This is a genomic window from Larkinella knui, from assembly GCF_003858645.1.
Lineage (GTDB): Bacteria > Bacteroidota > Bacteroidia > Cytophagales > Spirosomataceae > Larkinella > Larkinella knui.
The window spans coordinates 917,895-930,971 of record NZ_RQJP01000003.1; the positions used below are offsets into that span (position 1 = coordinate 917,895).

Sequence of the window (13,077 nt, forward strand, 5' to 3'; positions counted from 1 at the left end):
AATGTCTTGTATTATGACCGTTCATCAGGCTGTTATTGAATTGGCCGTTCAGGAAATTGGTTATGAGTCCGTTTACGACTACGCTGCGGAAAAGCTTCGGGAGTCCATGCTGGCAGAGATAAAAATTAGTCTGGATGCTATCGCCGTCTTTGAAAAGAAGTATGGTATGGATTACATTCGATTCCGCTCGCAGTTCTTCGAATTGACTCAGTTTGGTTTGTTCGAACTGGAAGACGATAGTATGGACTGGTCTGCCGAATTGGAACAATTACGTTTACTCGAAAAACGTTTAGCACAACTGCTGCCCAATGCAATTTCCTGATCTATCTTCTTTCCATTCCATTATTAAGAATCAGGAAGTCGTGCAGGTAAAGCTGCGCCCCGACCTCGTGCATTTTAAGCTTAAAATCACCTTTCTCGATGGGACACTACTTCATGTTCGGGAGAACCATTTACCGGTTTCCAACTGGCACGAATATTCTTACCAGTGGCAAGACGATGCGAATCAGCTCATTCACAGATGGGATAACTCCCATGAACGTCATCTGCTATCAGTCCCACCTCACCATCAGCACGTTGGTTCTGAAGAAAATATTCAGCCTTCGGAGCCGATGACGCTGGAAAAAGTGCTTGAGTATATTGCCCGCCAGTTGTCACCGCAGTGAAAAATACTCCGCCAGCGGCCCCAGCGCCAAAGCGGGGAAGAATGACAGGGCGGTGATGATGAAAATAACCGCAAAAATCATCAGTCCAAACGTGGCCGTATCGACCGGCAGTGTTCCCGACGATTCCGGTACGTACTTCTTGCTGGCCAGCAAACCGGCAATCGCGACCGGGCCGATGATCGGTAAAAACCGCCCCAGAATCAGCACAATCCCCGTTGAATAATTCCAGAAGAAATTGTTGTCGCCCAGCCCTTCGAAGCCCGAACCGTTGTTGGCGTTGGCCGAGGTGAATTCATACAGCATTTCCGAAAAACCGTGAAAACCTGGGTTGTTGAGCCAGGCCGAGGGCTGAACGGCCCACTCTGCCGTGCCATAGTTCATAAAAATCCAGGCCCCCAACGCCGTTCCGCCTTTGACCAGCAGCGCGCTCATCAGGGCTACAATCGAGGCAATTTTGATTTCCCGGGCTTCGACCTTCCGTCCAAACAGTTCGGGCGTCCGGCCCACCATCAGTCCCGACACAAAAACGGCAATGATCAGGAAATAGTAAAAGTTGAGCAACCCTGCGCCAGCCCCGCCGTAGAACGCGTTGACCATCATGCCCAGCAGTTGCATCGCGCCCGAAAGTGCCATCGAACTGTCGTGCATCGCATTGACCGAACCCGTTGATATAATGGTCGTTACGATGCTCCAGTAGCCCGAAGCCAGCGCACCAAAGCGGACTTCCTTGCCTTCCATAGCGCCCGTCAGTTGCGAAATTCCCAGTCGGGCGATAGCCGGGTTGCCACCCAGTTCCGAAAAAATGGTCGGAATGAGCAGGCAAAGCATCCCGATGGTCATGACGCTGTAGACGACCCAGGCGAATTTCTTACGGTTAATGAAGAAGCCCATCGCAAAAATCATGGCAATCGGAATCAGCACCTGCGCCATCATTTCGACCATGTTGGTCAGGTAATTCGGATTTTCCAGCGGGTGCGCCGAGTTCGCGCCGAAATAACCGCCCCCGTTGGTTCCCAGGTGTTTAATGGCAATTAAAGCCGCCGCCGGGCCGCGGGAAACACCCACGGTATCGCCCTGCAACGTCACAATCGTGTCTTTGCCGTCGAACGAAGCCGGAGTACCGTTGAACGCCAGAATCAGGGCCAGAACCAGCGAACCCGGTAGCAACAACCGCGTGATGGACTTCGTAAAAAGCACGTAAAAATTGCCGACGGTATCGACGCTTTTGGGCATAAACGAGCGAAACAGCAAAACGGCTGCGGCCATTCCGGTGGCCGCCGACACGAACATCAGGAACATCATCACGCCCATCTGCGTCAGATAGGTCGCACCCGACTCGCCCGAATAATGTTGCAAATCGCAGTTGACCAGGAAACTAATGGCGGTATTGAACGCCAGATCCGGGGTCTGCGACGGGTTGCCATCGGGGTTGAGCGGCAGGCTACCCTGATTTAACAGCAACAAAAAGGCGTAGACCAGCCAAACGGCATTGATCGTCAGCAGGGCCACCAGATTTTCTTTCCAGTGCATGTCCCGATTGGGATTAATGCCGCCCAAGCGGTAAATCAAACGCTCCAGCGGAGCCATAAAATCAAAAACATTCGGTTCGCCTTTGAAGACTTTAGCAAGGTAGTTGCCGAGCGGAATTGCCAGCAGGACGGTTAGTCCGTACATCGCAATGACACCGATCCATTCCGTAAACATGGTTGTATGGGTTAAAAATTTTCCGGTTTAATCAGCACGTACAACATGTACGCGAAAACCAGCAGTGCGACGATAAAAACAAGGGTGATCATGGGAAACGGGTTAGATTTTCTCAAACCATTCGATGGCTTTGTAAAAAAGGACGAAGCAAAGCAGCGCGGTGACGATCAGGAGAAAAAGCGTGGCCATTGGTTGGTTAGTTAGTGTTGCTAACCCCTTGGCAAAAAGGAGCCCGTAGGCACCGAGAAGAAGGAAACGAATCACAATACACTGTAAAACAGCGTATTAATTCATGAATTTATTTTTATACCTGAACAATTGAACGATTGACCCTGCCAAAATGGTAGGGCTTTTTTTCAAATTGGAAGGGTCGAACCACTTTTCTGGCGGGAAACAGGGTCGTTAGAAGCGAACAGAAGGCAGGGAGCATGCGTGTATTCCTGTAGATTTTCGAAGAGAGAAAAATCTACAGGAATAGCGGGGAGCTTGGATTGGCTTATTTTTCAAACTGGAAAATCTGGTCCATTAAAATCCATTTCTGGCCCGGTTTGGCCCAGGGCAGCGGCTCCTGAAACTTCCACATCAATTCCTCCCACCGCTGAACGTGCGGGTTGACGGCATCCAGGGCGGCTTTCTTTTCGAAGGTAAACGCGTCGTCGGTTTCCAGAATCATCACCATGCGGTTTCCGGTGCGGTAAATTTGCAGATCCAGAATACCGGCGGCCAGGTCATTCGCCCGAACTTCCGGCCACCCGCTTCCTTTGGCGTGCCACTGTTCGTATTCAGCGATCAATTCGGGGTTATCTTTCAGGTCAAGGGCGAGGCAGAATCGTTGCATGGTTGTTGGGTTTACGAACTAAAATACTGTCTATACGACGTAATCGTTTGGGTTGCAGCCTGATCGGAATCGGGCCACGGAAAAGCTTCGGCGGAGATATACCCCTGATAATCAATTTCTTTTAGAGCTGTTGCGACGTCGTTCATGGCCGTATGACCCCGGCCAATCGGTCGGCGGTTGCTGTCGGCAAAATGAACGTGACCGATGTGCGACCCCGCCGAACGGATGCTTTCAGCCAGCGATGTTTCTTCGATGTTCATGTGAAACAGATCGGCCAGCAACACCACGCTCCGGGTTTCGAGGGAGTTAATGAAGGATACACCGGTTTCGAGCTGATTGATCAGGTTGGTTTCGTAGCGATTCAGCGGTTCATAAATCAGCTTGACACCCTGGTCTTCCGCCCGTTTTCCCAAGGTGTTCAAGCCTTCCGCCAGCCACGCCAGCGCCTGTTTTTTTTCAATCCCCGAAACCGCATTGCCCTGCATGGAACCAATGATGGCCGGAGCGCCGAAGGTGGCCCCAAACGCCATCATGTCCGAAATGAAGGCTACGGCTTTTGACCGAATGGCCGGATCGGGGTCGGTCAGGGTTAACCCGTGCAGCACTTTCCCGGCCCCGGTGCCGACAGCCGCGATTTTCAATCCGAACTGATCGGCCAGAGCCGCCAGCCGATCCGCAGGGACGGCATCCGCCGAAGCTGTGAACAGTTCAACGGCATCGAAGCCGAGGTCGGCGGCTTTGGCCATGCTGGCTTCCAGATCGTTCCAGTAAATCCACGGGCCGGTTTTAATTTCGGGAACTAAAGCAATGGTAACGCAGGATTTCATCAAGTGGGGCTGTTATCAAAATTAACCATAATTTTCGTAATCGGTCCCGGGTTTTCCGACCAGTCGGCCAGCGCAGCACCGGCTTCATTCAGCGAAACGACGCGGCTAATCACCGCATCGACCGGAAATTTACCCGCTTCCAGATACGCAATCACATCCGGAAAATCACCGAGACAATTGCGGGAGCCCAGAATTTCGATTTCTTTCCGCACAAACGTACCGGTATTGTAATCGACCGGTTTCTTGGCGTACCCAATGTACACCACCCGACCGGTATACGCCACTTCTTCCACCGCCGAGCGGTAGGTTGACGGATTGCCTACGGCTTCGATGATTACGTCAGGGCCGTCGCCGTCGGTGATTTCCAGCAGGGCTTCATGCAAATCGACTTTCGTGGTATTGATGGTATGAGCCGCACCCGCCAGCCTGGCAATGCGCATCTTGGAATCGTCGATGTCGATGGCAATTACTTCAGCTCCGCGATGAACGGAAGACGCGATGGCGCCCATACCCACAATACCGCACCCGATAACAGCCACTTTTTCGCCCGCTGCCACCCGCCCGCGAGCGGCTGCATGAAAACCGACCGTCAACGGTTCGACCAGCGCCAACTCTCTGACAGAAAGACCGGTAGAAGAATGCAGCTTCTGCCAGGGCACAGTAATAAACCGGGTCATGGCCCCCGGCCGACGAACGCCCATCGTCTTGTTGTCCTGACAGGCATTGGGGCGACCTTTCCGGCACGAAACACAATGGCCGCAGTTCAGATACGGATTGAGCGTTACTTTCATCCCCGGTTGAAACCCATCGGGAACCTGGCTTCCGGTTTCCAGAATGGTGGCTCCGACTTCGTGGCCCAGCACATTCGGGTATTCCTGCAACTCGAACAAGCCGCGAAAACCGTTCAGATCGCCCCCGCAGAAACCAACCATATTGACCTGAAGCAAAGCGTCTTCGGGTCCCGGAACCGGTATGTCAATGTCGCGAACCTCGGTTTTTCCGGGTTCGACCAGCACTAGGGCGCGTTGTTTAGTCATGTTGAAAAGTTGGCTTTGGAATGTTGTTTTCCTGTTTTCCTTCAAACCACATCTGGTTTTTGACCGGCGCAACCAGCGTTTCTATTTTTTGAAGAAGTTCGTCAGGAATGGTAAGCTCGAGCGCCCGAATGTTCTGCTCCACATGGCGCTGTTCCGACAGGCCAACGATCGTGGTGGCAATCACCGGATGACTGACCGCATACCGCAGCGCCACATCGCTCAGTGCCAAACCGTATTCACGGCACAATTCGAGCAGTTTCGGTTGCAGGTCCTTGACGGCTTGTGGCGAACTTTGCCACACCGGAATGGGCGCATCCGACAGAATACGCTGCATCAGCGGGGCCGCGTTCAGGAGTCCGAACCCTTTTTCCTGCGAAAGCGGCACCAGTTCATCGTTGATTTCGTCTTCGAGCAACGTATAATGGCCCCACGATAAAACCGTATCGACCTCCACTTCCCGGGCTACCCTGGCAAGGTAGCGAACCGGTAATCCCGAAAAACCAACGTAGCGCGCTTTCCCCATCGCCTTGATTTTCAAGGCAGCCGGGATGGCTTCGTTGATAACCTGGTCATGGTCACCAAATTCGATGTCGTGTACGGTGAGCAGATCGACGTAATCGGTTTGCAGGCGTTCCAGCGATTCGTCGATGCTGCGCAGGATGCGATTGTACGAAAAATCAAAGACGCCATTGCCGTATCGCCCGCACTTGGTGGCCAGAAAAATAGCATTGCGTTTGGTTTTCAGCGCTTTACCGAGCCGGGTTTCTGCCAGTGTGTCGCCGTAAAACGGGGCTACATCGAAAAAATTAATCCCGTGGTCGATCGCTGCGTGAACAGCCCGTGCGCCCTCCTGCTCATTGGTTTCGTCAAACACATTGCCCAGGGGTGACGCTCCGAAACTGAGGAGCGAAACATTTATCGCCGTTTTACCCAATTTACGATAGTCCATTCGTTTGTTAGTTGTAAGACGACAAACAAGGTCGCCAATTTGACCGTTTATCGTTTGAAAACCGAAAATAGTAGTTTGGGATCGAAATCGTCAATTACCATTGCTATTATTACTTTATTGTATCCTGTTCGTTAGGCAACAGTTACCTGTTCTGCCCGCAGTGTTACTTAATTAGGAGGCTCATTGCGGGAAGAAATTATAATTTTAATCAAGTGATTAAACATTTTGGTTAAAATGCTTGTTTGTTAGTTTTACGTGTTCTACTTTTGGACCATTAATTACTAAAAAAATGAAGTGCATCTCAGAATCAACCGAAGAACGAATCAAGGAAGCCGCTAAAAACGTGTTTCTTGAAAAAGGCTTTGACGGTACTACAACGCGGGATATTGCGAAGGCCGCTGGGATCAATAGTGCCTTGATGAACTACTACTTTCGGAGTAAAGAGAAGTTGTTCCAAACTATATTCGATGATATGTGCGGTCTGATGTTTGAGGGTATGCTCGAACTACTTAATCAGCCGATTAGCCTGCGCGAGAAAATATCCAAACTGATGGATCACCAGTTTCAGATGATGATGAAGAATCCGAACCTGACCATCTTCGTCATGAATGAACTGCACCGGAATCCGGAACGCCTTTTTGCCACCGTTGGTATGGCTAAACAACTGACGGAATCCAAATTTGATAAAGAAATTGAAAATGCAATCGTTCAGGGAACGATTCCGGCTATTGAATCGCATCACATCCTGACCATGATCATTGCCAATATTCAGTTTCTGTTTGTCTCTAAACCCATGACCATGCTGTCCAGAGGGCTGGATGAAGCCGGATTCAAGGCTTTTGCAACCCGGCATATGGAATATGTCAAGGATATGCTTTGCGACTACCTTTTTAAACCGGAACATAGCACCTAATATTTTTTTGCCCACAGTTTAATCAAATGCTTAAATCAAACAATTTAATCAACTGAAAATCCAGTTTTAATACAACCATCCCGCATGAAACACACTACTTGGTATCTAGGCTTAATCCTGCTCCTTAGTAACACCATGGCCCGTGCTCAGGAGCTTACCCTAGACCAACTGATCAGTAAGGCGCTGACCAGCAACCTCAGCGTTCAATCGGCCCAATTCGACGAAACGAAAACGGAAGCCAAAATAGCCGAAGTCAAAGCCGGGGCCCGGCCTTCCGTCAATCTGACCGGCGATTACAAACGTTATCTGAAAATACCGGGCCAGGTTGTTCCTGCATCGGCATTCGGTGGCCCCGAAGGCAGCTATTCGGTGTTGGCATTCGGGCTTCCCTACAACCTGTCCACGTCCCTTCAGGCCTCGCAGGCGCTCTACAACCCTTCGGTCCTGATTGGCCTGAAAGCCGCCAAAACCAGCCGTGAGTTGTCGGCACTGCAAACCCGGCAGGTGAAAGAAGATGTCGCCTACAATGTGGCGGCAACGTATTACAACCTGCAAACGACGGCGCAACAAATGGCTTTTCTGCGCCGGAACATCGTTTCGTCCGACCGGATGATTCAGATTACGGACCTCCAGCGGCAGAATCAACTGGCAAAAGGAGTGGATGTGGATCGGCTGCGTTTGAGCAAAACCGCATCGGAAACGCAAATCGAGTCGTTGCAGGCGACCTACAACCAGCTGCTGAACATGCTCAAATACCTGACCGGAACGCCCCAAAGCGATCCGCTGACGGTCCGGACGGTAATTGACGAAACCATTCCCGTCACCGCCTTCGATGCGCCGGCCATCAATCGCACCGACCTCCTGCTGCTCGACCGTCAGAAAGCCCTCAACGGACTCGATCTGCAAAACATCAAAGCCGGTTTTTTACCGACTCTGTCGGCCTATGGCATTGCCAACAGCACGGTTTATGCCACTGGCGGAGAAAACTCCTACATCAAAAACGTGCCGGGTTACTGGCTGGGGCTTCAACTGAACTGGAACATATTCGACGGACTGGCCCGCAAATCGAAGGTGACTCAGGCGCGGATTGACAATCAGAAACTCGACACCCAGCTGCAGCAAACCCGCGAGTCGATTACGATGGACATCACCAATGCCCAAAACAAGCTCCTGGTGGAACAACGCAACCTGACCACCAACCGCGCCCAGGTTGCGCTGGCCGAAAAGATTTACACCCAGACCCAGCTTCAATTCAAAGAGGGAACGGTCGGAATCAGTGAAGTCATTCAGACGGAAGATGAACTGCGCAACGCCCAGAACACCTACCTCAGCACGCTGGTCGCTTTTCGCTCCGCCGAACTCGACTGGAAAAAAGCAACCGGAAATCTGATTGTCAACCCATAACATCCCGCATTAACCACAAACACACAACCTGTTTACGCCATGAAACGCATCATTATTGTACTGATTCTCGTGGGCACACTCGGCCTGACCGCCTGGACGCTGCTCGACAACAAAAAAGAAGTAGAAGCCAAAGTATACAAACCCGACGCCGACCTGAAAGTGGGCGTACGGACCGCCGTGGCCGAACTCCGCAACCTGTCGGAAGAAACCCAGTTTCTGGGCTCCTTCCTGCCCAACCGCGAAGTAGAAATCCGGCCCCAGGCCGGTGGTCAAATCACCCAGCTGCCCATCGAGGAAGGCCAGTTTATCGGCACCAACCGTCTGATTGCCAAGCTTGACGACGAACAACTCCGGTATCAGGTCGAAGCCCTGCAAGTGACGCTGGAAGGCTACCAGAATGACGTTCGGCGGTATGAAGCACTGGTGAAAGGCGATGCCACACCGGCCATCAACCTCGAACGCGCCCAGCTCAACATCCGCGCCACCGAAGCCCAGATCAAGCAACTCAAAAAGCAGATTGCCAACACCACCGTATCCGCTCCGTTTTCGGGCATTGTCACGCAGAAACTGGTCGAAAAAGGCTCCGTCGTTTCCGTCGGTTCGCCAATTGCCAAAATCACGGACATTTCCTCGCTGAAACTGGTGGTCGACGTTCCGGAAAAAGCCATCAACCAGTTCCGGGTTGGCCAGTCGCTGCCCATCGAAACCGAAGTGTATCCCAACGTCCGGTTTACGGGTCGAATCACGATGATTGGTGCCGAAGGCGATGCCGCCCACAATTATCCGGTTCAGATCACGGTGAGCAACTCCGGTGCCAATCCGCTGAAAGCCGGCATGTACGGCTCCATTGCCAACCTGAACAAGCTGAAGACGCAAACGCTGGCCGTACCCCGCCAGGCCATCATGGGATCGACCAAAGCTCCGCAGGTGTATGTGGTTGAAAATGGCAAAGCGATGCTGAAACCGGTGGAAATCGGTACGACAACCAACCAGTATTATGAAATTACGAAAGGGTTGAAAGCGGGTGATCAGGTGGTTACCAGCGGTCAAATCAACCTCCAGAACGGCACGTTAGTCCATGCACAATGAAAAGTATTGAGTGAATTAGTGATTGAGCGAAAAATCACGCATTCGCTCCTCACTCAATCGCTCAATCACTAATTCACTCAATAAAAAAGACTATGAACTTCTTCGAAACCATCATCAAACGCCCCTCGATGATTATCGTGCTCTTCGCGATATTGACCATCGGCGGTATATTTTCCTACCGGATGCTGAGTTATGAGTTGTTGCCCGAATTTTCGGTGCCAACCATCACCATCACCACGGTTTATCCGGGAGCGGCTCCGTCGGAAGTCGAGACGGAAGTCAGCAAAAAGATCGAAGACGCCATTTCCGGACTCGATAACCTCGACGATGTGAAAGCCAATTCGTTCGAGAATGCCTCGGTTATTATTGTCGGATTCAAACCGGGTACCGATGTCGATAAGGCGCTGGAAGACGCCCAGCGGGCCATCAATAAAATGGTGAGCGACTTGCCCGACGACGCCGAAACGCCGTCGATGTCCAAAATATCGCCCAGCGACCAGCCCATTATGCAATTGCTGGCGACGTCTTCCCTGCCCAACGAAGTATTTTATCAGCAGATGGAAGACAAGTATCTGCCGGTCATGCAGCAGATTAAAGGCGTGGCCGACATTACGATGGTGGGGGGCGAAAAGCGGGAAATCCGCGTTAACGTCGATGACGACAAGCTGAACTACTACGGTTTATCGCTGCTTCAGGTTTCGCAGGCCATCAACCAGGCCAACCTCGATTTTCCGACGGGAAAAGTCAAAAACACCACGGAAAACATGACGCTGCGGCTGGCGGGCAAATTTAGTTCGCTCGACGACATCCGGAAACTGGTAATCGTGACGCCCAAAGACGGCAGCCCGATCCGCGTGGGCGATGTGGCCAACGTAACCGACGGCCTGACCGAAACCGCCAGCATCAGCCGCTTCAACGGGCAGAACGGGATTGGGTTGTTCATCAAGAAGCAATCCGACGCTAATGCGGTCGAAATCAGCCGGTTGGTTCAGGAAAAACTGGCCCAGATCGAGAAAGACAACGCCAAAGACAAAGTCCATTTTGCGATTGCCTACGACAGCAGCGTGTTTACGCTCGAATCCGTGGAAGCCGTTACGCACGATTTGATTCTGGCCGTTGGGCTGGTGGCCGTCGTGATGCTGCTTTTTCTGCACAGTTTCCGGAACGCCTTCATCGTTATGGTGTCCGTTCCGGCCTCGCTGGTTTCGGCTTTCCTGTTCATGTTCGTGATGGGTTATTCGCTCAATTTGATGACGCTGCTGGCCCTGTCGCTGGTGATCGGGATTCTGGTCGATGACTCGATTGTGGTCCTGGAAAACATCCAGCGACACCTGGAAATGGGGAAAGACCGCTGGCAGGCGACCCTCGACGGCATGAAAGAAATTGGTTTTGCCGCCGTGGCCATTACGCTCGTGATTGTGGTGGTTTTCGTGCCGATTACGTTCGTGGATTCGGTGATCGCCGATTTGCTGCGTCAGTTTTCGCTCACCGTCGCCTTCGCCACCATGACGAGTCTGGTCGCGAGTTTTACGCTGACGCCCTGGATGACCTCCCGGCTGGCCAAGCTGGAGCATCTGAACCCCAAAAATCCGTTCCAGGCCTTTTTGCTCTGGTTTGAAAAAGGGCTGACGGGCCTCACCAACTGGTACCACGGTAGCCTGAAATGGGTGCTGACCCACAAGCTGGCGTTTACCGGTATCCTGATTGCGCTCTTCGTGTTCACCGGCTGGGTGATGAGTCTGGGAATCATTGGATCACAGTTTGTGGCGGAGGGCGATCAGGGAAAATTCCTGCTGACGATGAAAGTCGACAAGAGTTCATCGCTGGAACACAACAACCTGACCACCCGCCAGATTGAGGATTACCTGCGTAAAAAACCGGAAGTCCGCAGCATTTTCACAAACGTAGCCGGGGCCAGTACCGGTTTGAACAGCACCGGACAGGGCGAAACCAACCGGAGTGAATTGACGATTGAACTGGCCGAAGCCAACGAACGGCCCGGTCACCAGCCCACGGAAGCGTACATGATTTCGCTGCGGAAAGAACTGGAGCAGCGTTTTCCCGCCATCGAGTTCAAATCTTCGGTGGTTGGTATCGTCAATTCCGGTACGGCTCCCATCGAAATTTTCCTCAGTGGCGATAACATGGACCAGCTGCTGACCTCGGCCAACGACTTGGGAAACCGCATTCGGAAAACCCCGGGAGCTAACGACGTCAACGTATCCATCGAATTGGGCAACCCGGAAGTGCGCGTGGAAATCGACCGCGAAAAAATGGCGAAACTGGGCCTGAACATCCAGACGGTGGGCGCAACCATGCAGAATGCTTTCGCCGGCAACGACGATTCGAAATTCCGCGACGGTGGCGAAGATTACGACATCCGCATCATGCTCGATGCCTTCGACCGGAAAAACCCGGATGACGTCAAAAGCATCAACTTCTATAGCCCATCAGCTGAACGCACGGTTCGATTGTCGGAATTTGCGAATGTAAGCCTGAGCAACGGCCCTTCGCTGCTGGAACGTAAAAACCGCCGGTCGTCCGTGACCGTAACGGCCAACGTGCTGGGCACCGGCTCCGGAACGCTGACCAGTACCATTCAGGCCGATCTGGCGAAAAATCCGCTGCCGGCCGGGGTAACGATCAGCTGGGGTGGCGACGCCAAGAACCAGAGCGAAGGCTTCGGCTCGCTCGGAATCGCGATGCTGGCCGGTTTGATGCTGGTGTATTTTATCATGGTGTTGCTCTACGACAGCTTTATCTATCCGTTGGTCGTGTTGACGTCGGTTCCGGTTGCGGTCGTGGGCGCTTTCCTGGCGCTGGCGCTGAGTTCGTCGGACATCGGTATTTTCGCCCTGCTGGGGATGTTGATGCTGATTGGTCTGGTGGTGAAAAACGCCATTCTGATTGTCGACTTTGCCAATCAGCAGAAGGAAAAAGGCGTCTATTACCGGGATGCGATTCTCCACGCCGGCGAAGAGCGGCTGCGCCCGATTCTGATGACGACCATCGCCATGGTGATCGGGATGATTCCGATTGCCATCGCCAGCGGAGCCGGTTCGGAGTGGAAAAACTCGCTGGCCTGGGTATTGATTGGCGGGCTGACCAGTTCGATGGTACTAACGGTTTTTCTGGTTCCGATGATGTATTACCTCGTCGACCGGACGAAAGAGTGGTTCTCCAATCGCTTTAGCAAACCAAAAACAACCCATGAGGTAGCGGAAACCGCCGTCTACTAATGCGATCCCGTCCCGGTTTGTGGGAATCATAAACCGGGACGGGACTCCTTGAAACCAGCGCCTGAAACGCTGTTTACTCTTTTCATCATGCAAGCTCAACAAATCGACAACCGCCTGCAGGGCCTTCTCCACGGCATGGGAGTTCGCCAAACGGCCTTAACCGACCACATGCACTTTACCCGGGATCTGGGCCTTGATTCACTGGACATTACGGACCTGTTGCTTCAGGTAGAAATTGACTTCGGAGTGCACATAACGGATCAGGAATGGTGGAAACTGGAAACCGTTGGCCAGTTGAAGGACTACCTGGCCGAAGAACGAAAGTTCGACTAAGTCCTGGTTGCCGAACCCAGGCTGCGCAGCTGGCCGACGGCACAGCATCCGCTTCCGGCCGGAAGCTAAACCACATCAA

The 13,077-nt window shown here is 52.5% G+C and carries 14 protein-coding genes; 8 read left to right on the forward strand and 6 right to left on the reverse strand.

The genetic code is table 11. The annotated features are described in order from the left end of the window. The first annotated feature begins 13 nt into the window (after positions 1–13). Together EHT87_RS17775 and EHT87_RS17780 are read left to right on the forward strand one after the other, a co-directional pair. Positions 14–322, forward strand: coding sequence for a hypothetical protein (locus EHT87_RS17775; RefSeq protein WP_124907988.1), 309 nt, complete (start codon positions 14–16; stop codon positions 320–322). Continuing rightward, on the forward strand, positions 309–665 hold the full coding sequence (locus EHT87_RS17780; protein WP_124907989.1) for a toxin-antitoxin system TumE family protein: 357 nt from the start codon (positions 309–311) through the stop codon (positions 663–665). Before EHT87_RS17775 ends, EHT87_RS17780 begins: the two co-directional genes overlap by 14 nt. Here EHT87_RS17780 and kdpA read toward each other — a convergent pair. Beyond that, positions 654–2,369, reverse strand: a complete 1,716-nt coding sequence (kdpA, locus tag EHT87_RS17785) for a potassium-transporting ATPase subunit KdpA (protein WP_124907990.1) — start codon at positions 2,367–2,369, stop codon at positions 654–656. The genes EHT87_RS17780 and kdpA overlap by 12 nt on opposite strands. Before the next feature lie 11 nt (positions 2,370–2,380). After that, the gene (locus tag EHT87_RS31860) at positions 2,381–2,443 is read right to left on the reverse strand and encodes a potassium-transporting ATPase subunit F (protein ID WP_374756034.1); all 63 of its coding nucleotides are present in this window, start codon (positions 2,441–2,443) and stop codon (positions 2,381–2,383) included. Between EHT87_RS31860 and EHT87_RS31620 the strand changes: the two genes are divergently transcribed. After that, positions 2,415–2,573, forward strand: a complete 159-nt coding sequence (locus tag EHT87_RS31620; RefSeq protein WP_229321158.1) for a hypothetical protein — start codon at positions 2,415–2,417, stop codon at positions 2,571–2,573. The two genes, EHT87_RS31860 and EHT87_RS31620, sit on opposite strands and share 29 nt — an antisense overlap. A 292-nt stretch (positions 2,574–2,865) precedes the next feature. Here the strand turns inward: EHT87_RS31620 and EHT87_RS17795 are convergent, their stop codons facing one another. The 4 genes from EHT87_RS17795 to EHT87_RS17810 are packed head-to-tail and all read right to left on the reverse strand — an operon-like array spanning position 2,866 to position 6,020. After that, positions 2,866–3,207: an L-rhamnose mutarotase gene (locus EHT87_RS17795; RefSeq protein ID WP_124907991.1), complete on the reverse strand. Its 342-nt coding sequence runs from the start codon at positions 3,205–3,207 to the stop codon at positions 2,866–2,868. Positions 3,208–3,218: 11 nt separating this feature from the next. Then, positions 3,219–4,034: a sugar phosphate isomerase/epimerase family protein gene (locus EHT87_RS17800; RefSeq protein WP_124907992.1), complete on the reverse strand. Its 816-nt coding sequence runs from the start codon at positions 4,032–4,034 to the stop codon at positions 3,219–3,221. Beyond that, positions 4,034–5,071, reverse strand: a complete 1,038-nt coding sequence (locus EHT87_RS17805; protein ID WP_124907993.1) for a zinc-binding alcohol dehydrogenase family protein — start codon at positions 5,069–5,071, stop codon at positions 4,034–4,036. The genes EHT87_RS17800 and EHT87_RS17805 overlap by 1 nt, the downstream gene beginning before the upstream one ends. Continuing rightward, on the reverse strand, positions 5,064–6,020 hold the full coding sequence (locus EHT87_RS17810; RefSeq protein ID WP_124907994.1) for an aldo/keto reductase: 957 nt from the start codon (positions 6,018–6,020) through the stop codon (positions 5,064–5,066). The genes EHT87_RS17805 and EHT87_RS17810 overlap by 8 nt, the downstream gene beginning before the upstream one ends. Before the next feature lie 289 nt (positions 6,021–6,309). Here EHT87_RS17810 and EHT87_RS17815 point away from each other — a divergent pair, with 289 nt between their 5' ends. The 5 genes from EHT87_RS17815 to EHT87_RS17835 all read left to right on the forward strand — a co-directional run bounded on the left by EHT87_RS17815 (position 6,310) and on the right by EHT87_RS17835 (position 12,998). Next, entirely contained in the window at positions 6,310–6,933 is a 624-nt protein-coding gene (locus EHT87_RS17815; RefSeq protein WP_124907995.1) for a TetR/AcrR family transcriptional regulator, read from the forward strand. A gap of 84 nt (positions 6,934–7,017) precedes the next feature. Beyond that, positions 7,018–8,337, forward strand: coding sequence for a TolC family protein (locus EHT87_RS17820; protein ID WP_124907996.1), 1,320 nt, complete (start codon positions 7,018–7,020; stop codon positions 8,335–8,337). Between the two features lie 39 nt (positions 8,338–8,376). Further along, on the forward strand, positions 8,377–9,426 hold the full coding sequence (locus EHT87_RS17825; RefSeq protein WP_124907997.1) for an efflux RND transporter periplasmic adaptor subunit: 1,050 nt from the start codon (positions 8,377–8,379) through the stop codon (positions 9,424–9,426). Between the two features lie 92 nt (positions 9,427–9,518). Further along, positions 9,519–12,665, forward strand: a complete 3,147-nt coding sequence (locus EHT87_RS17830; RefSeq protein ID WP_124907998.1) for an efflux RND transporter permease subunit — start codon at positions 9,519–9,521, stop codon at positions 12,663–12,665. A gap of 87 nt (positions 12,666–12,752) precedes the next feature. Next, a complete protein-coding gene (locus tag EHT87_RS17835) occupies positions 12,753–12,998 on the forward strand; it encodes an acyl carrier protein (RefSeq protein WP_124907999.1) in 246 nt (81 codons plus the stop codon). Positions 12,999–13,077 lie beyond the last annotated feature (79 nt).

What these genes read in the sequence shown, in the direction of transcription:
- EHT87_RS31620 (WP_229321158.1), top strand. Translation starts at nt 2,415, where the DNA reads ATGTACGCGAAAACCAGCAGTGCGACGATAAAAACAAGGGTGATCATG.
- EHT87_RS17800 (WP_124907992.1), bottom strand. Translation starts at nt 4,034, where the DNA reads ATGAAATCCTGCGTTACCATTGCTTTAGTTCCCGAAATTAAAACCGGC.
- EHT87_RS17830 (WP_124907998.1), top strand. Translation starts at nt 9,519, where the DNA reads ATGAACTTCTTCGAAACCATCATCAAACGCCCCTCGATGATTATCGTG.
- kdpA (WP_124907990.1), bottom strand. Translation starts at nt 2,369, where the DNA reads ATGTTTACGGAATGGATCGGTGTCATTGCGATGTACGGACTAACCGTC.
- EHT87_RS17810 (WP_124907994.1), bottom strand. Translation starts at nt 6,020, where the DNA reads ATGGACTATCGTAAATTGGGTAAAACGGCGATAAATGTTTCGCTCCTC.
- EHT87_RS17780 (WP_124907989.1), top strand. Translation starts at nt 309, where the DNA reads ATGCAATTTCCTGATCTATCTTCTTTCCATTCCATTATTAAGAATCAG.
- EHT87_RS17835 (WP_124907999.1), top strand. Translation starts at nt 12,753, where the DNA reads ATGCAAGCTCAACAAATCGACAACCGCCTGCAGGGCCTTCTCCACGGC.
- EHT87_RS17795 (WP_124907991.1), bottom strand. Translation starts at nt 3,207, where the DNA reads ATGCAACGATTCTGCCTCGCCCTTGACCTGAAAGATAACCCCGAATTG.
- EHT87_RS17775 (WP_124907988.1), top strand. Translation starts at nt 14, where the DNA reads ATGACCGTTCATCAGGCTGTTATTGAATTGGCCGTTCAGGAAATTGGT.
- EHT87_RS17805 (WP_124907993.1), bottom strand. Translation starts at nt 5,071, where the DNA reads ATGACTAAACAACGCGCCCTAGTGCTGGTCGAACCCGGAAAAACCGAG.
- EHT87_RS17820 (WP_124907996.1), top strand. Translation starts at nt 7,018, where the DNA reads ATGAAACACACTACTTGGTATCTAGGCTTAATCCTGCTCCTTAGTAAC.
- EHT87_RS17815 (WP_124907995.1), top strand. Translation starts at nt 6,310, where the DNA reads ATGAAGTGCATCTCAGAATCAACCGAAGAACGAATCAAGGAAGCCGCT.
- EHT87_RS17825 (WP_124907997.1), top strand. Translation starts at nt 8,377, where the DNA reads ATGAAACGCATCATTATTGTACTGATTCTCGTGGGCACACTCGGCCTG.